Raw genomic sequence first — 26702 nt, forward strand, 5'->3', positions numbered from 1 at the left:
CTTACGGTATGATAGCGTTACCATTTACAATAAGTGTATTCAAATCGCCGAGGGGGAATATAGAGATGTTGAAAAAATGGCTTTCGGGTTTCCTGGCAATAACATTGTTCTCCATTATTCTGGCTGGCTGTGCTGGCGGGGACACTTCAGAAGGAGGCAGCGGCAATGACAAAGTAACCGTCACACTCTGGCACAACTGGACCGGACAGGATGCAAAGGCGGTTGCGATGCGCAAAATTATTGAAGATTTCCGCGCGGCGCATCCAGATATTGAAGTTGTGGATGAAGGCTTGCCAACAGATGGTCTCAAAACCCGGCTTCGTACGGTGGCAGCTGCCAACGAGATGCCAGACCTGTTCGTGATGTGGCCGGATGCCATGACTAAGGAATTTGTAAAAGGGGATCTGTTACAACCCATTAATACAGAGCTGGACGCAAAGCCGGAGTGGAAAGATAACTTTATCCCCAATGCATTGGACGGATACACCGTAGACGGGAATATCTACTCCGTGCCCATGAATCTGGCGCCGAGTTCCTTCATTTATTACAATGAAGCTTTGTTCAAACAGTACAACGTAAAAGTGCCTGAGACCTGGGCGGAACTGGAACAAGCGATTGCTACTTTTAATCAAAATAAAGTCATTCCCATGGCACTTGGCAACAAGGCCAACTGGGTAGCTCAATCAACGATATTCAGTACACTGGCTGATCGGATTACCGGCACAGACTGGTTCCTGAAAGCGACAGCACAAGAGGGTGCAAGCTTTACCGATCCACAATTTATTGAAGCCTTGAACAAGATGCAGGAGCTTGGCAACACCAAGGCATTCCAAGATGGATTCAATAGTATCGATGAGACACAAATGATGCAACTTTATTTCCAAGGTAAGGCAGCGATGGTCATGAACGGCGGATGGGCCTTGGCAAATCTGGTGAACAATGCACCTGAAGAGGTGCTGAACAACACACATATTACGATTCTTCCTCCAGTGGACGGAGGTCAGGGTGAACCAAGAACAACATCCGGTGTAGTAGGAACCGGGTTGGGTGTAAGTAAAAAGCTGAGCGGTGCACAAAAAGAGGCAGCGATGGAGCTGTTCTACGCGCTGGCAGGACCTGATGGTCAGAAGGCCACATTGGATAGCAGCACATTGGTGAGTTACAAGATTGATCTGGACAAAACCAAAGCACATCCATTGTTCGTAGAATTATATGATCTGATGCAGGAAGTGAAGATCACGCCAGTATACGATTCCAAGCTGGGGTCGGCAACGGTTGAGGTTATTAATAATGCATTGCAAGAGTTGCTTATGGGTGGCAAGGCCGAAGACATTGCGGCTAAAATTCAGGCGGCTCAAGCCAATGCAGTTAGTCAGTAAGCATTCGTTAAAACCCCTTCCCGGCAGGGGAGGGGTCTTAAGTATGAATGGGATAGTCAGTTGCAAGTTGGTAAAGGAATTTATCGAAGGGAAGTGAACAGATGAACGCACTGCGCAGTCGGCGTTTTATTATGCTGGGGTTGGCCCCGGCAGTCATCATTTATGCATTGTTTGTATTTGTACCGGTCGTGTGGTCGGCATACTACGGTTTCTTCAACTGGTCCGGCATCGGCGCATCCAAATATATTGGTGTGGATAATTACGTGGAGATCTGGCATGATCCTGTATTTTGGCGGGCGCTGAAAAATAACGTTATTTTTGTGTTGGCGTCGGTATTTGGACAGATTCCGTTAGCGCTTATGCTGGCGGTCATCTTACACAAAAGCAATCCATTACAGCGGTTTCTGCGCTCAGCCGTATTTCTGCCGATGGTGTTATCCACTGTAGTTATCGGTATGATCTGGCAGTATATCTATCATCCGCAGATCGGGATATTAAACTTTCTGCTGGACGCACTGGGGCTTGAAAGTTGGAAGCTGCAATGGCTTTCCGATGACAAGATTGCCATTTTCTCATTGGTACCGCCGCTGCTCTGGAGCTTTGTCGGGTTGTATCTAATTATCTTCATCTCGGCGTTGCAGAATATTCCCGGCGAGATTCATGATGCTGCCAAAATAGACGGGGCTTCAGGAATCCGGAAGCTGGTATCCGTCTCTCTGCCCATGATCTGGGGTACGGTTCAGGTAGCGATCATTCTATGTATTTCGGGTAGTCTGAAATCATTCGATCTGGTCTACATCATGACCAAGGGTGGTCCGGCACATGCGACGGAACTGCTTGCAACGTATATGTACAATTCCACCTTTACAACATACCGATATGGTTTTGGTAGTGCGATCTCAACAACCATCGTACTGATCTCCCTGCTGCTGATCGGAACAAGCCAGTGGTTAACCAGTCGCAAACGAAAAGAGAATCAATAGAGAGGAGGAGTTATTATGCGTGTGACACCTGTATCCATGCCATCACCACGAAGCAGCTCGGGCCATCCGATTCGCCGCCTACGTAGCGGAATTGTTTGGACGCTGCTAACGGTCTATGGTATTTTAACATTGTATCCGTTCTACTGGCTCGTGATTAGTGCATTCAAAACAAATGAAGATTTCTATAGCAGGCCCTTTGGACTGCCGGAAAACTGGAATGTTGCCAATTTCAGCAATGCATGGGAAAGCTCCAGGCTGGGGACCGCTTTTGGCAATTCACTAATCGTATCGGTGGGGTCACTTATTCTAACGCTGTTTATTGCAGCGCTGGCTTCATTCATCCTGGCCCGTTTCCAGTTTCGCTGGAAAGGCTTAATCATGACTTTCTTTGTTGTGGGCATGCTCATTCCGATCCATAGTACACTTGTGCCCTTATTTATTTTAATGAAACAGATGTCCTTGCTGAATACGTACTGGGCATTAATATTACCTTATACGGCTTTTGCATTGCCTACAGCTATTTTTGTGCTTACTGCTTATCTGACAAGTGTTCCACGTGATATTGAAGAGGCAGCTTTCATTGATGGAACAGGACTTTGGGGGCTGTTTACCCGGATCATGTTACCGATGTCCGTACCTGCGTTGTCTACGGTTACGATCCTAAGTTTCTTGCATGCGTGGAATGACTTTTCATTTGCGCTTGTATTCATCAACAAAACCGGATTGAAAACGTTACCGCTGGCCATTGCGAACTTTGCGGATGGGTATCAAACCGATTACGGCTTAACGCTAGCTGCCATGACACTGTCGGTCATTCCAACCATTATCTTGTATCTCGTATTCCAGGAACAAGTTATGAAAGGTATGACAGCAGGAGCTGTCAAAGGATAAGCGAAAGCGCATCCAGAGGAGGAGAAACGTTTGGCACGCTGGCTCACATCTTCGTTACAAAGGAAGCTATCGGTCGTCGTGACGGCTTCAATGATTGTGCCATTGCTGGCCTTGGGTCTGTTCGCCTTTCTGATCTCTTCCCGCATTACAGAGCAAAAAACAAAACTGTCCGGCATGGATACGCTGAAACAGGTGGAAGCGAATCTTCGTTATATGCTGCAAGATGCCGAGAACCTATCGATTTTCCTGATTGGAGAACGGGACATCCAGCAGTATCTTAGCCACAATGAAGATCATGAGCTGGACCGAGTGGATATCCTGGGCAGAATGACCAATCTGGCGGCTTCCAAGAAATATATCGCTAACATCGCTATATATCCGGGACGTTTTGATGCCACATTGTCAACCGCTACCTGGTATGAATCCAATGAATCCAACCTTTCGTATCCCTCTGTTCCAAGCGGTGAAGCAGTCAAACAATGGACGGGGGTATACCCGGTGCAGAATTACGCGGGTATTCAAAATGTGATCACATTGGTTCGGCCAATCCGCAGTATCCATGATTATCGACCCATCGGCTGGTTAGCCATTAGTCTGGATGAGAAGGCCATATCCAAGGGATGGGCCGCTCTGGGATTAGGCAGAGGGCAAGGCAGACTGGAGCTCATCGGCAGTTCTGGAGAGATTCTGTCTTCAATGGACAAATCCCGGCTTGGACTTAAGCTGGAGCAGGCCGAACCAGGAGTCACAACGTTAATTCAGGATGGCGGTAGCGGAACAACCACATATGGCAGTGGTGACGATAAACGGACATTGCTCTATTATCCGGAAGAACTGACCGGTTGGACGTTGGTTGGAACGGTTCCTTATGACCAGTACAAGTCCGAGAATCGGTACATTCTTATTCTGACCGGTTGCGCCGTTGCGATGTCTGCTGCGATCAGTGCTGGCTTGGTCTGGTTTACGGTTCGTCGTGTGACGAGGCCGCTTCGTGTACTTACCCGACATCTGTCCCGAATTGATCCGGAACGCCCGCTTCCTTTGTTTCGGTCTGAAAGTGATGACGAGATCGGTAGGCTTGGGGAGAGTTACAATCTGCTCGGTGCACATATTCAGTTATTGAAGGAAGAGGTTATTCGGGGTGAAGCTCGTAAAAAAGAAGCGGATCTTCGAGTGCTTCAGGCGCAGATTAACCCGCACTTTCTCTATAACACGCTCTCTTCAATTCATTGGATTGCCTTGATGTCTGAAGAGAAGCGGATCGCGGATATGGTTGAGGGCCTGAGTGATTTTCTACGTATCAGCTTGAATAATGGTCAGGATTACTGCCCTGTGGAACAAGAGATTGCTCATATTCGCCATTATGTGCGTGTGCAGTCAATTCGTTTCCCTGATCAATTCGTGTTGCATTATATCGTAGATCCAGCGCTTGAGAAGCGAATGATGCTGAAGCTGTTGCTGCAACCGCTCGTTGAGAATGCCATGATTCATGGCATTCAGCCCAAAACAGGCGTGGGCACCATCACCATAATGATTCGCAAGGACCCGGATAATGAACAGATGAATGTGCTGGTGCTGGATGATGGTGTCGGCATGGAGCCGGACAGGCTGGAACAATTAAGGATAAGCATTAGGGAATGGAAGGGAAAACAGCCGGAAAAACAGCTAAACCAAGGCGGTTATGGGCTCTGCAATGTGAATGAGAGACTGCTGCTCCATTATGGAGCGGATGCACAGCTTGAAGTAGACAGCAGGATTGGGGGAGGTACCCGGATTTCGTTTTCCATTCCAATCTTGGAGGGTTCGTCATGAGACTATTAATTGTTGATGATGAAGTGATTATCCGTACAGGGCTTGCCAGCGTTATCGCTTGGCATGAACTCGGAATTGAACTTCTTCAACCTGCTGCCTCGGCAGAGGAGGCGTTAACACGTTTGGCTGAGGAACGTCCACATATCCTGATGACCGATATTCGGATGACAGGCAGATCAGGGCTGGAACTGGCAGAAGAGGGCCTGCGATTGTTACCTGAGCTGGAGGTCATTATTTTGTCCGGATACGATGACTTTTCTTATGCCCAACAGGCGATTCGCCAAGGTGTTACAGATTATCTGCTCAAAACAAGTAAGCCGGAAGAGATCATCAAAACCGTATTACAGGCCAAACAGCGAATCTCGGAACGTTGGGCAGAGAAGTCCAGAGAGGGACAGCTTATGCGGGAGAATCGAGAGCGGTTATTTGCCGGGTGGATCATTGATGGTGACACCGCTTCGGGCCATTTTCCTTCATTCTTGCGATCTGATGTTGGAAAAGAGGCAGGGCTTGGTGGCCTTGATGATGAACAGATTCTCAGACAAGTCATTATTCTTCGAGCAGAGGGTTGGGATCGATCCTCGGATGCGCTATTACGATTTGCGGTGCAGAATACCCTGGAGGATATGTTACCTGGTGCCATTGCTCATGTAGAGAAACAGCAAATTATTTGTGTAGTTTCATGGCCGCCTGTGGAACATGAAACTACGTTCAGGCTGGAGAGTGCATTACGTCGGGTGGAGCAATTACTGAAGTGCACCCTGCGCGCAGCGGTAGGTCTGCCTGTGCGTGGATATGCAGATCTGCACGAAAGCTACAGTACTGCGTCAGCTGCATTCCGATATCGGGGTTTGGTGGATTATAAAGTATGGCATTATGAGCACGTTCAGGATCGCCAAGGTGGTAAAACTGTACTTATGCACGAAGAGGAGACCACACTTGGTACATTATTGCTGGATAATGATTCAGTCACGTTAACGACATGGACGCGGGAACTTGTGGCTAATTTGATTACAGAGCCGGAGGTCACACCAGAATCGTTCAATGCTTGTCTGCACTCAGCCGTCATTGTAGGTCATCGCTGGCTGACTCGCACAATGCGAGCCACAGGGCGTGAAGAACCCGCAAGGCTCGAGCCATGGTTGCCGGAACCGGATGCTGAAGCTGGTGACCTCGGGGATATGCTGTTCCATCATCTGTATGGTCTGATGCATATCTATCATAGCCGAATGGGTCAGGGACAGGCTGCTCATGTGCAGAAGGCTATCGGTTATATTGAATCTTCATTGGCGCAGGATATTAATCTGCAGCAGGTAGCTGGACATGTTCATTTGCATCCGGGTCACCTCAGTGAGCTGTTTAAAAAAGAAATGGGTGTGACCTTCGGTGATTTTGTCACCGATATGCGTATACGAAGAGCGATGGATATGCTGGCGGTGTCTCCAGCGAAGGTCAGTGAAGTCGCTGCCATCAGCGGCTACGAGGACGTGAAATATTTTAGCAGACTGTTCAAAAAACATACCGGCAAGACCCCGAGTGAATATCGAGAAGAGGCGTTGTCGTTCAAGCCTTCTGGAAGTTAGAAATGAGCAGATTAGGAAACATGTCTTGCCTTTCTGCAAACGTTTTCGATGTGGTATTACTCAGGGTTATTGGAGAGTGAGGGCGTACTGATGAAGACTTATAGTTCAAGTCAGGATTTATCGGGACAATGGAAGATACAGCATTTTGAAGTTGGAGAGAAGCGGGCAATGGATGTGGCAGCAGCTGCGCTGGATGACCGTTTCTGGATTGGGGCTGAAGTGCCTGGCGATGTACATGCTGCATTGGTTGAGCGCAGTATCATTGATCCGCCATATTACGGACATAATGATGCCAAAAGTCGCTGGATTGAGCAAAAGGAATGGTGGTACCGCTCCACATTCAATCTGGTGAGAGATGCAGAGACCGAGGAGCACTTTGAATTGGTGTTTGAAGGATTGGATACGTTTGCAACGGTATATGTGAATGGCCATGAAGTTGGAAAAACGGCAAATATGCTTATGTCACATACTTTTAACGTCACGTCTCTAGTACGCAGCGGCTGGAATGCGATTGCTGTCAAGTTTGATCCGCTTCATCTGCATCACCGGGACAAAGAAACCTTTGACTGGTCTTCGTACACGAAGGAACGGCCATGGTTGCGTAAAGCAGCGATGAACTTTGGCTGGGACTGGGGTCCACGTATGGTTACGGTGGGGATCTGGGGTGGGGTAAGACTGGAAAAACGAACAATCGCCAAGCTGGAAAGTGTGTATGCTCGAACGGAATCAGTCAGTACAGAGCTGGCTGTCTTACATGTCACGGCAGATGTGAAGTCGGTCTTGTCTTACCGTAGCAGACAGAAACGTGAGCAGGCTGTGGTTGCGACCTGTAATGTTCGTCTGTTGGATCGCAGCGGTATTGAGGTGGCAGGTGTCACTGAACTACCCGTAGAGGGTGGCAAAGCGGATACCACATTAAACGTTACGTCACCGCAGTTATGGTGGACTCATGATCTGGGTGAGCCGTATCTGTATACACTGGAGGTTACATTATACGCAGATGGCGTTGAGGTGGATCGTTATAGCGAGCCTTATGGGTTACGAACGATTGAGCTGGCTCTTCACAATGAACGGGGTGAAGATGCATTTGCTTTTATCCTGAACGGAGTCAAGATCTACGCCAAGGGAGCCAACTGGATTCCGGCTGATCATCTGATTGGCGCCATCCCGAACTCTCGATATCGTGAGCTTGTCGAGCTGTCGGTGGAAGGACATATGAACATGCTGCGTGTCTGGGCTGGTGGTATATATGAGAAGGATGTCTTCTACGATGAGTGTGATCGGCAAGGGGTGTTGGTGTGGCAGGATTTTGCATTTGCGAATGCATTGTTCCCGGATTTCAATCGTGATTTCATGGATAATGTACGGCAAGAGGTAGAAAACAATGTCCTGCGTCTGCGTAACCGTGCCTCGCTTGCCATCTGGTGTGGCAATAATGAAATAGACTGGCTCTATGATATGAAGTCTGCAAGTGGGGATATTACCAGTCCGTTCTATGGCGAACTTATCTATCATGAGCTGATCCCTGAAGTGTTAGATCGCTTGGATCTGTCCCGTCCGTACTGGCCTTCTTCGCCGTTTGGGGACAGCAACGGTCAGGACGCCAATGATCCCGATGTTGGGGATCGTCACAACTGGCAGGTATGGCATGGTTCGGTCTATCCAAGGAAGCATGGAGAGCCACCACTGCTGGACTACAGCATTGAAGGTGTAACGTTCAAAAATTATAAAAAGGATCATGCGTTGTTCAGCAGTGAATTTGGTATGCACGCCTCGGCCAATCGTTACACGTTGGAGAAAAATATGCCCTCAGGGCAGTTTTACTGGGGCAGTCCGGAGATGGCCTATCGCAACAAGGATACCAATCACCAGAAAGGCATTCTGTTGATGGAGGGTTACACAGGGATTCCGCAAAATATAGAAGAGTACATGAACTATTCCATGTTGACTCAAGCAGAAGGGTTGCGTTATGGGATAGAACATTTCCGGCGCATCAATCACCGTAACAGCGGTGCGCTTGTGTGGCAATTGAATGACAGTTGGCCAGGAACAAGCTGGTCCATGATTGATTATGAACTGCTGCCGAAGGCATCCTTTTATTACGGGAAAATATTCTTTCATCCTGTCCTGTTATCACTGGAGCATGAGCCCGGGGAGCCGCTTGCGTTGTGGGTCGTAAACGATACACGTGACGTCTTGAAAGGGGAGCTTCGACTCAATGTCTATGCATTAAATGGAGAGAAGATCTACTCCAGCTCACATGCTGTTGAAGTAACATCTCAAACCTCACTGTGTATTGCTGAATTAACTGAAGCAGAGGTGTTACAGGGCAGACGTGCGGAGGAAGTAATGGTTGAGCTGGTATCCGAAGGGTTCGCGGCGCCGAGCAATCGATACTTCTTGCGTGATCCTAAGGATGTGACGTTGCCAGAGTCGCAATTGAGCGTACATGTGAACGAAGAGGAACAGTCTGTAACGGTTACGGCCAGTGGAGCGATTGCACGATTGGTGAAGCTGGAGCTTCCCCTTGGGCGTGTCCGATTCAGTGACAATTATTTCGATCTGCTCCCCGGTGAAAGCCGAACAGTGAGACTACGTCACCCAGAGCAAACGTCTCTGCCACTGACAGAACTTCGGGTTAGTGCCATGAACGGCAGAGAAGGATAAAATAATAATAATAGACTTCAAATATTATTCGAGGTTCAAGGTGGTAATCCTGATCAGGGATGCCACCTTTTTTTGCTTTTGCAGCAGGTGAGTTCATGTCGTTGTGTCAGGTTACCCTGTCCTTAGTCCACAAGCGAAACTTCCAATCGGGTTCACATGTTGGCATATTAAGGTTAGAATGATGGAAAGCAATCGTTTTCAAAAGGAGGTAATTTTATGTCATTTGTCTTTTATCCGGAGATGGTTATATTCATTCTGATGTTGATCCTGCTGATTATTGGTATTGTATATATCGTTCGTAAAAGCAAACAAGTATTGCGCCGCTTAAACAATCTGGAGAAAGCAGTATATGAAAAAGATAACATTTCATCCTATCCGAAGGCCGTTGATACTGTACAAGAAGCACCCAGAGAAGACACGTTTGCTCCACGCAAACGAAAATGAAGAAGGATACGGAATTACATAATAAAGATAAACCAACAAGCCAAACAGCCGATTCTTCTCTATGATGAAGTGATAGGCTGTTTGGGCATATAGGCATTTTATCTGTATTAACTGGGTTTAGAGAAAGGATTCATAACGCTGTTGGAAAGAGGATTCCATCTCAACTTGTCGAGCAAGTTGCTGCTGCACCTTAGCACCGCGAATCGTCTGAAGTTCCTGAAGTTGTGCAGTGGAACTGAATTGATCTGCAGCCATTTGGACAAGTAATTCGGAGAGCACATCCGCATCTTCGAGCGCGGCATTAAGTCCAAACGCACCGGTTGGGGTCATGGTATGAGCGGCATCACCGATGAGTACAACATTGTCCTGTGCCCACGACTGGCAATAGCTGCTTTCAACAGATAACAGAACAAAATCACTCCAGCTCTGAATGTTGGCAGCTACAGAATCAGACAGGCAAGGAAAAGCAGATACAAGTTTATCTACAAAAGGAGCAATCGGCTGCTCTCGCAGCTTGGAGTAAGCTCCCTCGGGAATGTTCCATCCAATCTGAACATAACCGCCGAACTGTGAGAACAGTGCGAGCTGTTGACCATCCATGCTGGCCATCCGAACAGCGGGTTCCCAACCTACGGGTGCTGGAATGCGTGCCCAGAGCAGATCATACCCGTGCTTGCGAATCTCGGGGGTCAAACCGGAATGTTTGCGTACAGCAGAATATCTGCCATCAGCACCAACAATAACAGATGCTTGAATGGAGGCAGGAACGCCGTTCTGCCGAATGTTAATACCCACGACCTGGCCGTTTTTGTCTCGTAGCAAGCCAGTCATGATGGTATTAAACAGTACTTGTTCATTGGAGTTGTGCTGCTCAGCGTGCGACACGATGGCTTCCAGGAGATGATCTTGAGGTACATGAATACCAACATGAGATTCTCCATTGCCTGGTGATACCGTATGAATAATCTGCCCATTTTCCCAATACTGAATCTGTTCCAAGAGCAGCGCTCCGCGTTCCTGAATGAGGGAATAGAGGCCGTGTTTATTCAAAATGGCTTCGCCGTCCACATTGAGCAGCTCCCCGCGAAACGACTTGTGCAGGTGGGGCTGCCGCTCAATGAGCATCGTGGAGATTCCTTTTTGATTCAGTAAATAAGAAAGCAAAGCACCGCCAGGTCCAGCGCCGATGATACAAACATCTGTTTTGAGTTGAGATTGTATATTCTGATTCATGTGCATAAGTCCCTTACATTATAATGGTGACGCTTTATTTACTTTATAACAACAGATTTATTAAAATCATTAAGTAACTAAAAGTAACTTTAAAGATATAGGTTATTATAAACAAACCCGTTGCCATAATGCAATAGGTGAAACCGGAAATAAAACAAGAGTCTTGCAGTCAACGATAGGGTGTCGGATACAAGCGCATTTTTCACAAACATCATAGTGTAAATATGTTACAATATAAGGTAGGTTATGATGAAAGGCAGGAGGAACGTTTATGAGCCCGGATACGGAGCGAAACTCTCAATTGGCAAATGTAGATCAATTGTTGGAGGCCTTCTTCAGATATAAAAACAAAGTATTGGATCAGCAGCAGAAGACCGAAACCAACTGTAAACTGAATCCGACAAAAAGTCATATATTGGGCATGATTTTACGTGAAAAAAAATGTATGGCGGTTGATGTGGCCAGACAACTTAGTTTGTCTTCCGGCGCAACCACCATTGTACTGAATCAACTGGAGACGGAAGGGTTGATCCAGCGGGTGCGCAGTGAAGAAGATCGGAGGATTGTGTGGCTGTCCTTAACGGATGAAGGCGCGCAGCTAGCCAAGACACTTAATGCGAATCGCGGCCGAATGACGTGGGAATTGTTGCAAGCACTTTCCGAAGAGGAGCAACAGCAGATGTTTGGCATGCTGAAGAAAATTGAACTGAAACTGCTGGAGAACATGAAGTCATTTGAGCAGATCCACCGGTAGTCCATATATGACTTGATTCCTTGAAGACGTCAGTCCTCATGAGTTCGTCCCTAATTGCGGGGGGATGAACCTTGAAGACTGGCGTTTTTGAGCTGATCTACAAATGAAAGCGAACCACATGATCCGTTAAGCCTTCCTGGATCAAAACTTCTTTTTGTTTGCTGCCCATCAGGTCAAAGTGGGGAAATGGCTGCCGCCGATGAATGTATCGCGGGTCCAGCCCATGATCGTTGCACCAACGCTCGAGACGTTCCAGATCTGCGCAGCCCACTTTGGTGACACTGGTGATACCGGGGAATCGGTTGTCAATCCAGAAATGAGTGAGGTACGCAATCTCACCCCGAGCCACATGTTCCTTCCAAGCAGCAAGCTCTTGTCGTTTAATTCCAAATGCCATAGATGCAAGTTCCTTTCCAAACGGGTATTGTCCTGAGCATATTGTAACATCTTATATACAGAATCCATCAGAATTCTTTCATTCAGACTGGTCTGAGACGAGTTGAATGGGTATATGAATATGACAACATTTTTATAACAAAGCCTGGATTATGTTAAAATAAACCTATACAACAAAGGTTTCACCACTTCTATAGCGGAAAGGGATTGTCATCATGGAAATATTTATTGCCGTACTTGTGTTACTGGTCCTGATCGGTTTATCCAATATTTTAAACCGGTTTGTACCCTTTATTCCCATTCCGCTCATTCAAATCGTGCTTGGTGTAGCTATAGCTTTGCTTCCCGCAGGTGTTCACCTGCCGTTGAATCCGGAATTGTTCTTTGTACTGTTCATCGCACCTTTGTTATACAACGATGGTAAGCGAACACCAAGGAATGAATTATGGAATCTGCGTGCACCGATACTTCTGCTTGCGTTGGGACTTGTGTTCGTCACGGTGGTTGTGGCGGGATATGCCATTCACTGGCTGATTCCTTCGATTCCGTTACCTGCTGCTTTTGCTCTTGCAGCCATATTGTCCCCGACAGATGCAGTGGCCGTTGGCGCCATGGCTGGGCGGGTACATTTGCCCAAAGGTATACATAGGCTTCTTGAAGGTGAAGCATTAATGAATGATGCATCCGGCTTGGTCGCCTTCAAATTCGCCATTGCAGCCACGGTTACAGGTGTATTTTCCCTGGCGCAGGCAACCTTTAGTTTTATTCTGATTGCAATTGGCGGACTTCTCGTCGGGGCATTGTTATCTTTTCTGCTAATCAGGCTCGGGATGTGGATTCGCAGGCTGGGCATGGAAGATGTAACCATTCACATGCTGCTGCAAATCCTGACGCCATTTATCATCTATCTGGTGAGTGAAGAAATTGGGGTATCCGGTATTCTTGCGGTAGTGGCAGGTGGTATTATCCACGCCATTGAGCGTGACCGCGCTGAATCGGTTCAGTTAAAAATGCAGGTGGTATCTGCGAGCACATGGTCAGTCATTTTATTTATACTAAATGGTCTGGTGTTTGTTATTCTGGGTGTACAGGTCCCGGATGTGTTGAGTACCATTTTTGAAAATGTTTCGTTTAATAATCTGCAGGTGTTGGGATACGTGGGCTTGATCTCGGTGCTATTGCTGGTTCTGCGCTTTCTCTGGATCTATCTGTTCTGGCAAGGGAATGAATTGCTGCGTACCAAATCCTCAATTGGCCGACCCAGATTCAAGGATATTACGATCATTTCCCTCTCTGGGGTACGGGGGGCTGTAACATTGGCGGGTGCGTTCTCAATCCCTTATGTGCTTCAGGATGGATCACCTTTCCCTGAACGGGATCTGATTATTTTCCTGGCGGCAGGGGTTATCCTATTCTCCCTGATTGCGGCGAGCGTGTTTCTTCCGGTTCTGGCCAAGGACGATGGGAAATCCACAGAAGAAACACCGCAGAAGTCAGAACGAAAAGCACATGACATTATGCTCAATGCGGCAATACGAGCTGTCAAATCCGAAATGAACGATGAGAATAAAGCTGCTGCACTCGCAGTTGTCTCCGACTTGTCCAAGTACATCAGACAGGCCGCAGGTCAGCTTACCGCCGGTAAACGCAAAGATATTCAGAAACAAGAAACGGCGATTAACCTAATTGCCACCCGCGCGGAGCGTAAAGAAGTCGAAGTAATGCTGGACGAAAATGCAATTGCTTCTGATGCGGCCTTCAAATGTGACAGCTGGCTGGATCGCAAGGAAATGATGCTGGCGAATCGCGCAAACACTCAGTTCATGACCTCGATCAGCGAGATCGGGCGTGTGTTAGGGCATCTGTTCACCAACCGGTCCCAGAAGCCGAATCAACCATTCATGCTTGAAAATGCAGAACTGTTTCGTCAGGTAAAGCTGCGCACCTCTGAAGCGGCAATTAAGGCCATTCGTGCCCATATGAATGATGGGAATCGAGTTGTCGCACTGTCGATCATTGCTAAGTATGAGCGTGTAATTGCCAAATTGCGCACCTGGAACCAGGGTAAAACGGAAGATCCGTTTAATCAGGAGAAATTGGAGTTGCAGATGGTGGCGATTCAGGAACAGCGTAATACAGTGCAACAACTGTATGAAAACGGTGAAATCACCCGTGATGTGGCTGCGAAACTGCGCCGGTTTATTAACGACGTGGAAGCAACTGCGCTGAAAAACACCTAATCCGATGAATCCGATATTTTAAATATGCTAAACGGTTTGATATAATATGGGACAAGAAAGACGTTACAAGTAAATTGTACTTATTCGATCAGTGAAGGAGAGATGAGACATGGCAGAACAACAAATTCGGTTGGGCAAGACGGATCTGATCGTGAATCCCATTGGACTGGGTGCGAATGCAGTAGGCGGACATAATATCTATCCGGACATGCTGAATGATGAGACGGGTAAGGAAGTGGTTCGTACAGCTTTGAAACAAGGTATTAACTTTGTGGATACGGCGTACATCTATGGACCGGAGCATTCCGAACGACTGATTGGTGAAGTACTGAAGGAAACTGGTCAGCGGCAGAATACCATCATTGCAACCAAGGCAGCTCATAAATTTGTGGATGGCAAGATTGTCATAGATAACTCACCTGCTTTTCTGAAAACAGCCGTGGATGAGGCGTTGAAACGTCTGCAAACCGATTACATTGATCTGTTCTACATCCACTTTCCGGATGAACATACGCCTAAGGATGAAGCGGTAGATACGTTAAAACAATTAAAAGACGCTGGCAAAATTCGTGCCATTGGCGTATCTAATTTCTCCATTGATCAGTTGCGTGAAGCCAACAAGGACGGGCATGTAGACGTACTGCAATCTGAATATAATCTGTTCAAAAGAGATGCGGAGAAAGAGCTGTTGCCGTATACGGCTGAGCATAACATTTCTTTTGTTCCTTACTTCCCTCTGGCAGCGGGACTGCTGGGCGGGAAATATAATCGTGATACAACCTTTCAGGATGGACGGGCAAAGAACCCGCTGTTTACAGGTGAAGCTTTCATTGAAAATCTCGATAAAGTTGAGCAACTGCGCAGCATAGCACAATCCAAAGATGTTGAGGTTGCTCATCTGGTTTTGGCCTGGTACCTGACTCAGCCTTCGATTGATGCATTGATTCCGGGTGCCAAGCGACCGGAGCAGGTCATTAACAATCTGCAAACATTAAATGTGGAATTAACTGCTGAGGAAATTGCAGTCGTGGATCAGATCTTTCGTTAATGAGTTCGGGTGAATCGGGAAATGCTAACAGGGAGTTTACGTATGAAGACAAAGTGAGGACACCACATGAACCTGAAGGCAGCCCGAGTCATCGGAATGTTCACGCTAATTATTTTTCTGGGTAGCAGTTCTGCCTATGCGAAGCCTGTACAGAAGAACCGTCAGTATTATGAGGAACGAGGAGAGATTGTGTGGGAAGTTCCCACACAGGATAAACTCATCGCCCTTACCTTTGATGATGGACCAGATCCGATTCAGACTCCGCAGATCCTGGCTTTGTTACAGCAGTATCATGCTAAAGGAACTTTTTTTGTACTTGGCAAATGGGTAGATAAATTTCCTGAACTGATTAAGCAGGAACAGCTCGAAGGGCATGAAATAGCCAATCATACCTATGCGCACACGTATGCAGTTCGATCTACTAGTGCGGACAAGTACATGAAGGATATGAACGAAGCAGAAAGTTCAATCATTGAAGCAGGTGCGGAGCGTCCCCTGTTGTTCAGGCCACCGGGCGGTTATTACAATGACATGGTCATCCAGGCTGCCAAACAAAAAGGGTATACCATTGTACTCTGGTCTTGGCATCAGGATACACGGGACTGGGCTTCTCCGGGTGTATCGGCTATCGTTAAAAAAGTACTGAATAACGCACGAAATGGGGATATTGTACTCTTTCACGATAAGGTGGAAGGCAAGTCCCATACGGTAGCTGCACTCAAAACGATCCTGCCGAAGTTACAGCAGCAGGGGTACCAATTCGTTACGGTGTCTGAGCTACTTGCTGTAAAGGCACGGGAAGCTGCGAAGGATGGAACTTCGCCTTCGTCTATTTTGAAGCATGTGCAGCCCTAAACATGGCCAATCCAATTAGGAACCGTAGGTCTCAGATGAAGAGACCTGCGGTTTCTTTATCTTGGTCTTCATATCAAAACCATGGAATCAGGCGTAGGGGTTCTTGCCGTGTCCCTTTTGTTTTGAAACCAAAACGTCTACAATAGATGGAGCTTTGTGTTTAAGGGTTATATAGTATACAAGATATGAATTACGACATAGAGGAGAGTGAACATAATGAATGGACAACAACGTATAAATATTAAGCCAGGTCTGGAAGTGGACATTGTGCTGAAGCAGGATCAAGCTACAGGTAAGCTGACACGTGGCATTGTGAAGGATCTGTTAACCAAGTCACCTACGCATCCACACGGAATCAAAGTACGACTGACGAGTGGTCAAGTGGGACGAGTGAAACAGGTCATTACAGGAGGCTCAAACTAACTGTGGCCCAAGGTGGGGAGATGAGTACTACCGCAGAAGTGATGGCACATCTGGCTTCGGGTAATACACGTCAGCAGGACGCATATCTTGTGTTACAGAGCAGTGGATTGCTCGAGATATTAGCTGACTATCACCCATATCCAGCAGGAACGGTGCCAATTGATATTGATATTCCGGGCAGTGATCTGGATCTGCTGTGTTATGCAGAGGATCTGGATGTGTTTGAAGCCGAGATATACAATCGAATCGGAGCCATTGCTGAATTTCAATGTGTACGTGGTGGGGATCTTCCAGACCAACGGCCTTATGTGACTTGTAATTTGCAAGTGGGACATTGGCCTGTGGAGATTTTTGCCCAATCCGTGCCAGTTTACAGGCAGAATGCATACTTACATATGATCGTAGAGTGGAGATTGTTGCAACTGTGGGGAGACGCGGGACACCGTGAGATCCGCAGACTGAAACAGGCAGGGTGGAAGACGGAGCCTGCTTTTGCTTCTGTACTTGGATTACAGGGAGATCCATATGTGGACATGCTGCATCTGGCAGAGATGAAACGTGAAGATCTCTGGAACTGGGCCCGTTCACGCACGTCTTTTTAAAATGTCTATTTGAGATGAACTAATCATTTACACGATAACGGAGAGGACAGAAAAAACCTGAAAAAGCGAAGCGGTCGCCTAAGGCTTTCTGAAAGAAAGCTGCATCGGAAGCATACGCTATTACCGGATTTCCCCTTGGGAAAGGGGATCAAAAAAATCTGGGAATAACAGCGATTGGAAGGTGCTTCTGTCATCGTAGTGTCAGTGTAAATAACCTTTGGTCAGATCAGAAAGATGGCTACAATTGTTGTTACCGTGAGTCCCAGCAGTACAGGCTTCAGGTTGCGTCTTGCAAGTTCAAAAGGGCTGACTCCGCAGATTGCAGCAGCAGGAATCAATGCCCATGGAATCAAGGTTCCGCCACCTACCCATATGGCTGCAACCTGACCGAGTGCTGTCAGTACAGGTGCGGAATCTGCCGATCCTGCAAACATGGACGCAATCGAGCCAACCAGGGAAATCCCCGAGAACCCCGAACCATCCATTCCGGTCACTGCTCCGGTCACCGTCATTGTAATGGCGCCCACCGTATCATTCAATGGCACCAGTCCAGCAAGCGCAACCCCGAGATCATTCACGATTCCGTGTGAACCTTCAGGAAGAGGATTGTTGAACAACTCCGTAATCGCAGCATCCCCCAGATAAAAAAATGCGGCTATAGGAATAACCGGTCCAAACACCTTGAAACCAAACTGAAATCCTTCTATTAAATAATTGGTCGTTTCCTCTGGTCCGGCATGACGATGTGCGGCAAGGGTGACAGCGATCAATATGACCACAGCGGTACCACCAATCAGAGCTGTTGCGTCGCCGCCTTGCAACTTCAATACAAACATCAGAATCACATCAACTGCGAATAACAGAGGGATAAGCAGAGCGAACACCTTTTGCAGGCGGGGTGACATGGCTTGACGTTCAACAGGCAGATTGCCAGGTAGAGAAGTAGACACAGCCTCTGATGAGGAAGAATGTTCCATGCGCATGGTGCCTGATATATCGTTTGGGGAATGAGCAGGTGAGCCTGATTTCATCTCTTTGCGCAGCATCCAGAAGGCTGTAAGTGTAGATACGGTTCCCATGACAATAACCAAAGGAATGCTGGCCGTCATGACGTAAGGAACGGGTAGACCGGCTGCATCAGCCGTAAGTTTGGGAGCCCCCTGAATAATGTAATCTCCCGACAGTGCAATCCCATGTCCGAACAGGTTCATGGCAATAGCAGCTCCAATCGGAGGAAGACCTACACGCACGGCTACAGGAAGCAGTACTGCACCGACGAGTGCTACGGCCGGGGATGGCCAGAAAAATAGCGATACGACCAACATGATCAATCCGATACCCCAATATGCGACCTGAGGAGAACGGATAAACCGGGTGACAGGTGTTACCATGACCTCATTAATGCCGGTTCTGATCAGAACACGGCTCATCGCCACAATAATCGAGATGATGAAGATTGTACTTAACAATTCTTTTGTTGCATAGATAAAACTGCTGAAGATCCCAGCAACTGATCCGCTCAAGGTTTCGGTTGCCAGAAGTCCAATGGTCATAATACCCGCGACACAGATGATGGTGGTGTCCCTGCGCCGGATCATAACTGCGATGATCAAGACGATAAATGCAAGGTAGACATAGTGTAACGCAGTGAGTTGAATATTCATCGAACAGGCCTCCCTACATCCTGGTGACTAACCCGAGGAGTGATATATCGTATGCATGTCAAGATCGGGCGTTCGTGGAGTCCGGGGTTTGCCGCAGCATTTATTTTTAGGGAGAAGCATCTGAGCTATAAATGAAGGATTTATTTTACAACTGGAGAATTTATTACAACATGAAGCTTGTTACTCTTAAAATAGGAGCGGATGAAAGTCACCAGAATTGATATGTGAAGGTCACGGGACCCCATAGACAATGGCAAGCAGGGGTGATTACAATAAACATGCCATCATAAGGAAGAAAATAGAAAAATATGTTGAACTAAAAAGTGTGTGTTCAAAAAGTCTGGTTTTCAGTACCGAGAAGATGGAATGAAGTTAGAAATGGAGTAGCGGAGCGTAGGGAAACTACGTGAGCAACGGACATTTCGGCTGAATTTCATATTCGAAGCTGATGATGCCGCTAGGCATAATTCGTAATCAAAAGCGGACTTTTTAAACTACCTCTAAAAGGGCGGGAATCCATAATCCATGAATTTGATCCGTTCACTTCGTTTTAAATTTATAGTGGGTCTTACATTGATCATGCTGCCATTATTCATGCTGCTTTATTACAACAACGTCTACGCCATGAAAGTTGTACGTGACAAAGTATCCCTCACCAATATGAATCATCTCGCTAAGAGTGTGGAGCAGAATGAACGTGTATTACAGGAGACAAATCGGTATTTGTATAGTCTGGGCGAGCGGGACCCGGATATTATCTCTCTATTTTTTCTGAAATACGGCAGCGGTGATTATATCATTGCAAAGCAACGGATTATGAACAAATTCATGACAGATATCGGTTTTTATAATCTAATCGATTCTTTTTTTCTATATGATGCCGTGAATGATGATCTGCTGCTCGCCACTTCAGGCAATTATGATGTCAAAAAGTCGGTTGTGCAGGAGAGTATGCCAGTCCAGATGCAGCAATTGGAAGGGGATATCCAGAAGCCGGAATGGAGCATTGTGCGAGGCGGGACGTGGAATGCGCTGGTGAAAACAGTGCGAATCAACCAGCAGTTCTATGCAGGTGCACTTGTTGATATGAATGCACTGAATCATACACAACAATTCACTGAATCCGGAGATCGGGGAGGCGCAGTCATTGTTGGAACAGACGGTGGGGCACTATCGGATTCCACATTAAATACTGCACAGATTCAGCTGGCTGCAGCGCATCTTCCCGGCCTGAAGAATCCGTATCAGGTTATCTCTGAAGTTGTGAACAAGGGAGAAGCACGTCAATATTTGATGTTGGGTATTGCCTCGGCCATGTCCGAGATGAATTATATCGTGCTGCTGCCTGAGGAAGACATGATGCGTAACCTCCCGTTTTTCCAGCAGATCATTCGTCTGCTTCCCATTGGTGCGGCAGTAATTCTGGTTACTGCACTGATCTTTTTGCGACATCTGTTATTCCGCCCGATGAATGCGTTAATCCGAGGCATGAGAAGGGTGAGCCGTGGAGATCTCGATGTGAAGCTGGACCCGCCATCTTCTTCGGAGCTTGAATTTATGACACGAAGTTTCAATCAAATGACCAGTGAGATCAGGCATCTGAAGATTGATGTGTATGAGGAACAACTGCGGACGCGGGAGGCAGAGTTCAAACAACTGCAGATGCAGATCAATCCTCACTTTTACCTGAATTCACTCAATATTATTCATAGTCTGGCTTCCTTGCAAAAACATGAGTTGGTGCAGCAGATGGCTGGTCATCTGGCCGATTATTTTCGATTCAGTCTGCGTGCAGGCAAACGTGTTATTCGTCTGGATGAAGAGCTCGAGCACATTCGTCATTACTTGGAAATTCAAAAGCTGAGGTTTCCAAGCAGATTCGATTTTGAACTGGATGTTGAACCGAATTTGGGACATTATGTGATTCCGCCATTAACCATTCAGCCTTTTGTGGAGAATGCCATTATTCATGGATTTCAGCGCCGGACACAAGCCTTTGTCATTCGGATCGTGGCGCGCCTCGGTGAGAAGTCGTCCGGTCAGGACGATGGGACGGTGCTTCAACTGATGATTGTGGACAATGGTGTCGGATTTGAAGAGGAATTGTTGGGGCGGCTGCAACATGGACAATACGCTGAAGACCCGAGTGGACAGCATATCGGTATATGGAACGTGGCTCATCGGCTTTTAGTGAAATATGGTGATCAAGCCAGTTTGCAGTTTGGCAATGAGGTGGATCATGGCGCCAAAGTCATCATTGATTTACCCGCTCAGACCGAAGAGGAAGAAGGGGGAGCCTATGCGGAACCTGTTGATCGTGGATGATGAAGTGTATGCATTACAAGCAATGGTGGAAGGCGTCGATTGGCAAGCAGCAGGCATTGACCAGGTATACAGTGCTGGTGATGCCGAAGAGGCAAGAAAGATTTTAAAGGCTAATGCTATTGATATCATGATCTGTGATATCGAGATGCCTGGTGAAACAGGGCTTGACCTGCAAAGTTGGGTGTTAAAACATGATCCAGGCATACTGACCATTTTCCTGACAGGGCATGCTTTATTCGATTATGCTCAGACAGCCATTAAGCTAAGCAGCTTTGATTATGTGTTGAAGCCGGCTCCAGCGGATCAATTGATTAAGGTAGTAACTCAGGCAGTGGAGAAGATCAAGGATGGAGAGCAGCGTACCCGTACCAACGAAGTTTATGAGACCGTATACAAACGCTGGAAAACCCATAAACCGCTACTGACGGAACGCTTCTGGAAGGATGCCATCTCTCAGCGTATCACGTTAACCGAACAACGGTTGCAAGAGCTCGCAGAACTGTATGGTGCCGAGATTGATCCGCAGGCTCGTGTGTTACCCATTGTGATCTCGGTGGAGGAATGGGTGCGTGATTTTGATTTGCGTGACGAAGAGGTATTGGAATATGCTCTTCGTAATGCAGCCAAAGAGATGCTGCTAGGCGACAAGCCCGGTGAGGTGTTCCAGGATCAAAGTGGATTAAATATTGTGCTTGCTTACGAGCAAGATGGCATCATTCCGAGTGCGAGCGAAGTGGCACAACGTTGTCAGGGGTATATCCAGGAATGTGGTACGTATTTCTACTGTCGGTTGTCCTGTTATGTTGGTGCCCCGGTTGCTGTAACTGAGTTGCAAGGCATGTTAAATGAACTGATGGATATGGAACGGCGCAATATTAAGGAGCTTGAAGAAGTTTTTGTCTATGATGAGCGGGGAAGAGATCAGGAAGATCGCTTTTTGCCTATTCCATGGTTTTCGGAATTATCCATTCTTTTTGAGACGGGTAAAGTGGGGGATTTGCGAGAACGTGTGGATGAGATTTTTGAGTTGCTTGCTGCACAGGAGGGTTTGTCTCCTGAAATGCTTCATCTCTACTATCATGCCATGCTGCATGTGGTCTATCCGTTGCTTCATCAGAAAAACGTATCAATACGCAGTCTTTATCCGGGTGAACGGGAGCCGGAAGAGGGTATGGTGACAAGGTCGTTGCCGCAGTTGAAGCAGTGGACGTCTGATCTGATTGATCGTGTTATCCCAGTATTATATCCGGACGATCATAGCCCCATGACCATTGTGGATCAGTTGTGCGTTTATATTGAAACTCATATTGGTGAAGAACTTATGCGAGAGGAGCTTGCAGCTTTTGCCGGATTCAATCCCGCTTATCTATCACGTCTGTTTCGGAAAGAGAAGGGGATGTCCCTATCTGAGTTTATCCTGCAGGGCAGAGTAGCCAAAGCGAAGACATTGTTGTCCCAGTCCACCGTTAAAGTGACGGATATCGCTGGCAAGGTGGGGTACTACAATTACTCGCATTTCACCAAAATGTTCAAAAAGTGCACGGGTATAACGCCACAGGAGTTCCGAAAACAGTCACGTACCGTATAGTTCAGGGCGCAGCATGCTGCGCCTTTTGTTTTGTTTAATTTGGCACTAAAGTCATAATTTGATAAGTCAACAGGTCACCACAGCAGATAGAGGTCTTACTCGCCCCGCCGTATACTTGAACCACAGGAGCCGCAACGGAGCTTCATCCTGAGGAAGAATTCAAGAGGAGTGAGGGAGAACAAGTTATGAAGACACAACCCCAGGCGGGTAAGGGAGTACGGATATCGGATATACCGGGAGAAACAGTCCGAAAGCGCAAGTCTGTGTGGCACAATCTTGGCAAATTCAAGGTGCTGTATCTCATGTTCTTGCCAGGTGTCCTGTTTCTGCTGGTGAACAACTACATGCCGATGTTCGGCGTTCTGATCGCATTCAAAAATGTAAACTATGCTGATGGTATTTGGGGTAGCCCATGGAGTGGATGGGACAATTTTAAATATTTGTTCTCAACCAGTGATGCATGGGAAATTACCCGAAATACACTCGCGTATAACACGGTGTTCATTGCACTGAATCTCTTTGTAGGTGTCGGGCTTGCTATTCTGCTCAATGAAGTGAAGAACAAGGCGATGTCCAAGTTATATCAATCACTTATGTTATTACCGTATTTCCTGTCCATGATTGTGGTCAGTTATCTGGTACTGGCTTTCCTGGGCAAGGATTCAGGCTTCATGAACTCAACGATTCTGCAGATGTTCGGCGGTCAGCCGATCGACTGGTATTCAGAGCCGAAGTATTGGCCGTATATTTTGCCACTGGTGAACACATGGAAAAATATTGGATATTATGCCGTCATTTATCTGGCAGCTGTCGTGGGTATCGATGAAGAATATTATGAAGCAGCTGTGCTCGATGGAGCAACCAAGTGGCATCAGATACGCTTCATTACCATTCCGTTTCTCGTCCCATTAATCGTCATTATGACGTTATTGCAAATTGGCCGTATATTCTATGCAGACTTCAGTCTGTTCTATCAGGTTCCATTGGAATCGGGAGCGCTGTTCCCTGTAACGAATGTACTGGATACCTACGTATATCGTACGTTCCTTATCGGTGGAGATATCGGGATGTCATCAGCAGCCGGTCTATACCAAGCAATCGTTGGATTTGTGCTGGTTCTTGTATCCAATACCATCGTAAGGCGAATAGATAAAGATAATGCATTATTTTGAGAGGAGGCAAGTCAGCTGTGAAATCACGTGATCCACTAGCCGTATCAAAGCGTTCCGCATCCGTTATTCATGCGATGTTTCTATTCTATGCCATTGCCTGTATCGTGCCGATCCTGCTTGTCTTCGCCATCTCATTTTCGGACGAGACAACAGTCATTGCCAATGGATATAAGCTTATTCCAGAGAAGTTCAGCCTGACGGCTTATGAGTTTCTGTTCAGAGATATGGATCAGATCATTCACTCGTATGGTATATCCTTTATTGTTACTGTTGTAGGTACCATTACAAGTGTTGCGCTGACCGCATTGTACGCGTATCCGCTCTCACGGAGAGATTTGCCTTACCGGGGCTGGTTCGCCTTTTTCATCTTCTTCACAATGTTGTTCAATGGGGGTCTGGTACCTTGGTACCTGGTCTATGTCAACGTATTGGATCTGAAAAACTCCATACTGGCACTCATTATGCCGCTATTGCTATCTCCATTCTTTGTACTGGTCATGCGTACATTCTTCGCGAACTCCATTCCGGTGTCCATTCTGGAATCGGCTCGGATTGATGGTGCGGGAGAATTGAGAACGTTTGCACGTATCGTGCTTCCGCTCTCTCTTCCCGTAATGGCAACCGTCGCTTTGTTCAGTACACTGAATTACTGGAATGACTGGTACCTTAGCATGATTTTTATATCAGATAACCGGACGATCAGCCTTCAGTACCTTATGTACCGGACGCTGCTCGATATTCAATATTTAACAACCAACTCCAACGTCTCTTCACAGATTTCGTCGCAGGGTGGATTGCTGAATCTGCCTAACAAAACTCTGCAAATGGCGATGGCTGTAGTCGGTATTGGTCCAATTGTACTGGCATATCCGTTCTTCCAGCGTTATTTCATCAAAGGTCTTACGGTTGGCGCTGTGAAGGGATAACTCTGAACCGGTTAGCAGAGTGGGCAAGGTAAATGAAGATGGACTGAAAGGGCATATACAGAAGTAGTTATCGGTTTATTTGTGAATTGGGGAATTCGGTTGTATGGTTCAACACATGACAGGAGGGGTTCAATTGGTTAGATCATTAAAGGTATGGTCTCGCATGATGGCAACGGTTATGACGCTGAGCCTGGTGCTGGCAGCTTGCTCATCAGACAAGGGTGGAACGACAACACCTGCCGCAGAAGGCGGAGGAGCAAGTGAAGGTGGGGGCAAACCCTATGAAGTGACACTGTTCTACCCAGGGACACCACAGAAGGATGTCGCTCTGGTGGAAGCCGAGATTAACAAAAAGATGGAACCAAAGATCGGAGCCACGCTTAAGATCAATGCAATTGACTGGGGACAGTGGGATAACAAGCTGAATCTCATGATTTCTTCAGGTGAAAAATCAGACATTATCTTCACAGCAGCTTGGCAGAACTACACGGTGAATGTAGCTAAAGGCGCATTCTTGCCCTTGAATGATCTGCTTGATGCACATGGTCAGGATATTAAGAAAAACCTGGATCCTGCCTTTCTGGAAGGTTCCCAGGTGGACGGCGTGAATTACGGGGTTCCTACGAATAAGGAACTCGCTGCCACACGTGGTGTGTTGGTACGTAAAGATCTGGCTGACAAGTATAAGCTGGACCTGACAGCCGTAAAAACTTGGGCTGATCTGGAGCCTCTGCTCAAAACAATCAAGGAAAACGAGCCAGCCATCACACCATTCTATATGTCCAATACCAACGGTAACGGGCTGTTGGAGAATCTGGATTGGGATTATCTCGGTGATGCTTCCGTACCTGGAGTCATCTCCAAAACAGCAGGCGGAACAACGGTGCTGAATGAAGTGGAGACCCCTGAATTCAAAGAAGCGGCTGAACTCGCTCGCAAGTGGTATCAAGCGGGATATATCAACAGTGATGCTGCTACTTCCAATGTGTTCCCGAAAGACCAGGCGAAGGCTGGAAAAGCGTTTCTCTGGACAGATGGCATGAAGCCAGGCAAGGATAAAGAAGAAGAAGGGTATGTGGGTTTCCCACTCACTCAGATTGAGATGACACAGCCGACAATCACGACGGGTGATGCGTCTGGAGCGATGCTTGCAATCTCCCGTTCCTCCGAGCAACCGGAGAAAGCGATGCAGGTCATTAACCTGCTGCATTCCGACAAAGAAATTAACAACTTGCTGAACTTCGGAATTGAAGGTACTCATTATGTGAAAAAAGACGGACAGGATAATATCATTACTCTCCCTGAAGGCGTTGATGCCAACAGTCGTACCTATAACCCAGGTGCCCAATGGCAGCTTGGTAACCAGTTCCTGAACTTCCTATGGGATAATGAAGATCCGCAGAAGTGGGAAAAGTTCAAAGAATTTAACGCCAAAGGTGTGAAGTCTCCAGCACTGGGCTTTACATTCAACAGTCAATCTGTCAAAAATGAAATTGCTGCGGTCAACAACGTGAACAAACAGTTCAAGCCGGGTATGACATCGGGCGCCGTTGATCCAAATGAGATGATTCCGAAATATCTCGAGAAATTGAAAGCAGCAGGAATTGATAAAATTATTGCAGCCAAACAGGAACAACTTGATGCATTCCTTGCCCAGAAGTAAATGATTATCAGCTATGATAGAGAGACTTGTGTTCTACAAGCTCTTATCGGTGGC

The 26702-nt window shown here is 47.0% G+C and carries 21 protein-coding genes; 18 read left to right on the top strand and 3 right to left on the bottom strand.

The window, feature by feature from the left end; translation table 11 throughout:
* Positions 1–65: 65 nt before the first annotated feature.
* From V6669_RS10645 to V6669_RS10675, 7 genes are all read left to right on the top strand, one after another.
* Positions 66–1379, top strand: coding sequence for an extracellular solute-binding protein (locus tag V6669_RS10645; protein ID WP_338593681.1), 1314 nt, complete (start codon positions 66–68; stop codon positions 1377–1379).
* A 101-nt stretch (positions 1380–1480) separates the two neighbouring features.
* A complete protein-coding gene (locus V6669_RS10650) occupies positions 1481–2362 on the top strand; it encodes a sugar ABC transporter permease (protein WP_091032136.1) in 882 nt (293 codons plus the stop codon).
* 36 nt (positions 2363–2398) lie between these two features.
* On the top strand, positions 2399–3253 hold the full coding sequence (locus tag V6669_RS10655; RefSeq protein WP_165790059.1) for a carbohydrate ABC transporter permease: 855 nt from the start codon (positions 2399–2401) through the stop codon (positions 3251–3253).
* Positions 3254–3283: 30 nt separating this feature from the next.
* The gene (locus V6669_RS10660) at positions 3284–5065 is read left to right on the top strand and encodes a sensor histidine kinase (RefSeq protein ID WP_338593683.1); all 1782 of its coding nucleotides are present in this window, start codon (positions 3284–3286) and stop codon (positions 5063–5065) included.
* The gene (locus tag V6669_RS10665) at positions 5062–6648 is read left to right on the top strand and encodes a helix-turn-helix domain-containing protein (protein WP_338593684.1); all 1587 of its coding nucleotides are present in this window, start codon (positions 5062–5064) and stop codon (positions 6646–6648) included. The genes V6669_RS10660 and V6669_RS10665 overlap by 4 nt, the downstream gene beginning before the upstream one ends.
* 90 nt (positions 6649–6738) lie before the next feature.
* Positions 6739–9315 (top strand): glycoside hydrolase family 2 protein, encoded by a 2577-nt coding sequence (locus V6669_RS10670; protein WP_338593685.1) that lies wholly within the window; start codon positions 6739–6741, stop codon positions 9313–9315.
* A 216-nt stretch (positions 9316–9531) separates the two neighbouring features.
* A complete protein-coding gene (locus V6669_RS10675) occupies positions 9532–9759 on the top strand; it encodes a hypothetical protein (protein ID WP_338593686.1) in 228 nt (75 codons plus the stop codon).
* A 117-nt stretch (positions 9760–9876) separates the two neighbouring features.
* Here the strand turns inward: V6669_RS10675 and V6669_RS10680 are convergent, their stop codons facing one another.
* Positions 9877–10992: an FAD-dependent monooxygenase gene (locus V6669_RS10680; protein WP_338593689.1), complete on the bottom strand. Its 1116-nt coding sequence runs from the start codon at positions 10990–10992 to the stop codon at positions 9877–9879.
* A 271-nt stretch (positions 10993–11263) separates the two neighbouring features.
* Between V6669_RS10680 and V6669_RS10685 the strand changes: the two genes are divergently transcribed.
* Positions 11264–11746, top strand: coding sequence for a MarR family transcriptional regulator (locus V6669_RS10685; protein ID WP_091032120.1), 483 nt, complete (start codon positions 11264–11266; stop codon positions 11744–11746).
* Positions 11747–11843: 97 nt separating this feature from the next.
* Here V6669_RS10685 and V6669_RS10690 read toward each other — a convergent pair whose 3' ends face one another.
* Positions 11844–12143 carry a hypothetical protein gene (locus V6669_RS10690; protein WP_338593695.1) on the bottom strand — a complete coding sequence of 100 codons (300 nt, stop codon included), beginning with the start codon at positions 12141–12143 and terminating at the stop codon, positions 11844–11846.
* Between the two features lie 214 nt (positions 12144–12357).
* Between V6669_RS10690 and V6669_RS10695 the strand changes: the two genes are divergently transcribed.
* From V6669_RS10695 to V6669_RS10715, 5 genes are all read left to right on the top strand, one after another.
* Positions 12358–14382 (top strand): Na+/H+ antiporter, encoded by a 2025-nt coding sequence (locus tag V6669_RS10695; RefSeq protein WP_338593698.1) that lies wholly within the window; start codon positions 12358–12360, stop codon positions 14380–14382.
* A gap of 109 nt (positions 14383–14491) precedes the next feature.
* A complete protein-coding gene (locus V6669_RS10700) occupies positions 14492–15430 on the top strand; it encodes an aldo/keto reductase (RefSeq protein WP_100529333.1) in 939 nt (312 codons plus the stop codon).
* A 66-nt stretch (positions 15431–15496) separates the two neighbouring features.
* Positions 15497–16285: a polysaccharide deacetylase family protein gene (locus tag V6669_RS10705; protein ID WP_338593703.1), complete on the top strand. Its 789-nt coding sequence runs from the start codon at positions 15497–15499 to the stop codon at positions 16283–16285.
* A gap of 216 nt (positions 16286–16501) precedes the next feature.
* Positions 16502–16708 carry a YwbE family protein gene (locus tag V6669_RS10710; RefSeq protein WP_338593705.1) on the top strand — a complete coding sequence of 69 codons (207 nt, stop codon included), beginning with the start codon at positions 16502–16504 and terminating at the stop codon, positions 16706–16708.
* Positions 16709–16728: 20 nt separating this feature from the next.
* Complete coding sequence (locus tag V6669_RS10715; RefSeq protein ID WP_338593706.1) at positions 16729–17310, top strand: DUF4269 domain-containing protein; 582 nt, start codon at positions 16729–16731, stop codon at positions 17308–17310.
* 221 nt (positions 17311–17531) lie between these two features.
* Here V6669_RS10715 and V6669_RS10720 read toward each other — a convergent pair whose 3' ends face one another.
* Positions 17532–18974, bottom strand: coding sequence for a hypothetical protein (locus V6669_RS10720; RefSeq protein WP_338593708.1), 1443 nt, complete (start codon positions 18972–18974; stop codon positions 17532–17534).
* A gap of 525 nt (positions 18975–19499) precedes the next feature.
* Between V6669_RS10720 and V6669_RS10725 the strand changes: the two genes are divergently transcribed.
* The 5 genes from V6669_RS10725 to V6669_RS10745 all read left to right on the top strand — a co-directional run bounded on the left by V6669_RS10725 (position 19500) and on the right by V6669_RS10745 (position 26648).
* Entirely contained in the window at positions 19500–21299 is a 1800-nt protein-coding gene (locus tag V6669_RS10725) for a sensor histidine kinase (RefSeq protein WP_338593709.1), read from the top strand.
* Positions 21274–22887, top strand: a complete 1614-nt coding sequence (locus V6669_RS10730) for a helix-turn-helix domain-containing protein (protein WP_338593710.1) — start codon at positions 21274–21276, stop codon at positions 22885–22887. Before V6669_RS10725 ends, V6669_RS10730 begins: the two co-directional genes overlap by 26 nt.
* Before the next feature lie 185 nt (positions 22888–23072).
* The gene (locus V6669_RS10735; protein WP_338593711.1) at positions 23073–24059 is read left to right on the top strand and encodes an ABC transporter permease subunit; all 987 of its coding nucleotides are present in this window, start codon (positions 23073–23075) and stop codon (positions 24057–24059) included.
* Positions 24060–24076: 17 nt separating this feature from the next.
* Positions 24077–24985 (top strand): carbohydrate ABC transporter permease, encoded by a 909-nt coding sequence (locus tag V6669_RS10740; protein ID WP_338593712.1) that lies wholly within the window; start codon positions 24077–24079, stop codon positions 24983–24985.
* A gap of 133 nt (positions 24986–25118) precedes the next feature.
* Positions 25119–26648, top strand: coding sequence for an ABC transporter substrate-binding protein (locus V6669_RS10745; RefSeq protein ID WP_338593713.1), 1530 nt, complete (start codon positions 25119–25121; stop codon positions 26646–26648).
* The last annotated feature ends 54 nt before the right edge of the window (positions 26649–26702 follow it).

The sequence above is a fragment of the Paenibacillus sp. Y5S-9 genome (assembly GCF_036894235.1).
Lineage (GTDB): Bacteria > Bacillota > Bacilli > Paenibacillales > Paenibacillaceae > Paenibacillus.

Excerpts from the sequence above, each read along its gene's own strand:
- V6669_RS10645 (WP_338593681.1), top strand. The coding sequence starts at position 66 with ATGTTGAAAAAATGGCTTTCGGGTTTCCTGGCAATAACATTGTTCTCC.
- V6669_RS10650 (WP_091032136.1), top strand. The coding sequence starts at position 1,481 with ATGAACGCACTGCGCAGTCGGCGTTTTATTATGCTGGGGTTGGCCCCG.
- V6669_RS10655 (WP_165790059.1), top strand. The coding sequence starts at position 2,399 with ATGCCATCACCACGAAGCAGCTCGGGCCATCCGATTCGCCGCCTACGT.
- V6669_RS10665 (WP_338593684.1), top strand. The coding sequence starts at position 5,062 with ATGAGACTATTAATTGTTGATGATGAAGTGATTATCCGTACAGGGCTT.
- V6669_RS10670 (WP_338593685.1), top strand. The coding sequence starts at position 6,739 with ATGAAGACTTATAGTTCAAGTCAGGATTTATCGGGACAATGGAAGATA.
- V6669_RS10675 (WP_338593686.1), top strand. The coding sequence starts at position 9,532 with ATGTCATTTGTCTTTTATCCGGAGATGGTTATATTCATTCTGATGTTG.
- V6669_RS10680 (WP_338593689.1), bottom strand. The coding sequence starts at position 10,992 with ATGAATCAGAATATACAATCTCAACTCAAAACAGATGTTTGTATCATC.
- V6669_RS10685 (WP_091032120.1), top strand. The coding sequence starts at position 11,264 with ATGAGCCCGGATACGGAGCGAAACTCTCAATTGGCAAATGTAGATCAA.
- V6669_RS10690 (WP_338593695.1), bottom strand. The coding sequence starts at position 12,143 with ATGGCATTTGGAATTAAACGACAAGAGCTTGCTGCTTGGAAGGAACAT.
- V6669_RS10695 (WP_338593698.1), top strand. The coding sequence starts at position 12,358 with ATGGAAATATTTATTGCCGTACTTGTGTTACTGGTCCTGATCGGTTTA.
- V6669_RS10700 (WP_100529333.1), top strand. The coding sequence starts at position 14,492 with ATGGCAGAACAACAAATTCGGTTGGGCAAGACGGATCTGATCGTGAAT.
- V6669_RS10705 (WP_338593703.1), top strand. The coding sequence starts at position 15,497 with ATGAACCTGAAGGCAGCCCGAGTCATCGGAATGTTCACGCTAATTATT.
- V6669_RS10710 (WP_338593705.1), top strand. The coding sequence starts at position 16,502 with ATGAATGGACAACAACGTATAAATATTAAGCCAGGTCTGGAAGTGGAC.
- V6669_RS10715 (WP_338593706.1), top strand. The coding sequence starts at position 16,729 with ATGAGTACTACCGCAGAAGTGATGGCACATCTGGCTTCGGGTAATACA.
- V6669_RS10720 (WP_338593708.1), bottom strand. The coding sequence starts at position 18,974 with ATGAATATTCAACTCACTGCGTTACACTATGTCTACCTTGCATTTATC.
- V6669_RS10725 (WP_338593709.1), top strand. The coding sequence starts at position 19,500 with ATGAATTTGATCCGTTCACTTCGTTTTAAATTTATAGTGGGTCTTACA.
- V6669_RS10730 (WP_338593710.1), top strand. The coding sequence starts at position 21,274 with ATGCGGAACCTGTTGATCGTGGATGATGAAGTGTATGCATTACAAGCA.
- V6669_RS10735 (WP_338593711.1), top strand. The coding sequence starts at position 23,073 with ATGAAGACACAACCCCAGGCGGGTAAGGGAGTACGGATATCGGATATA.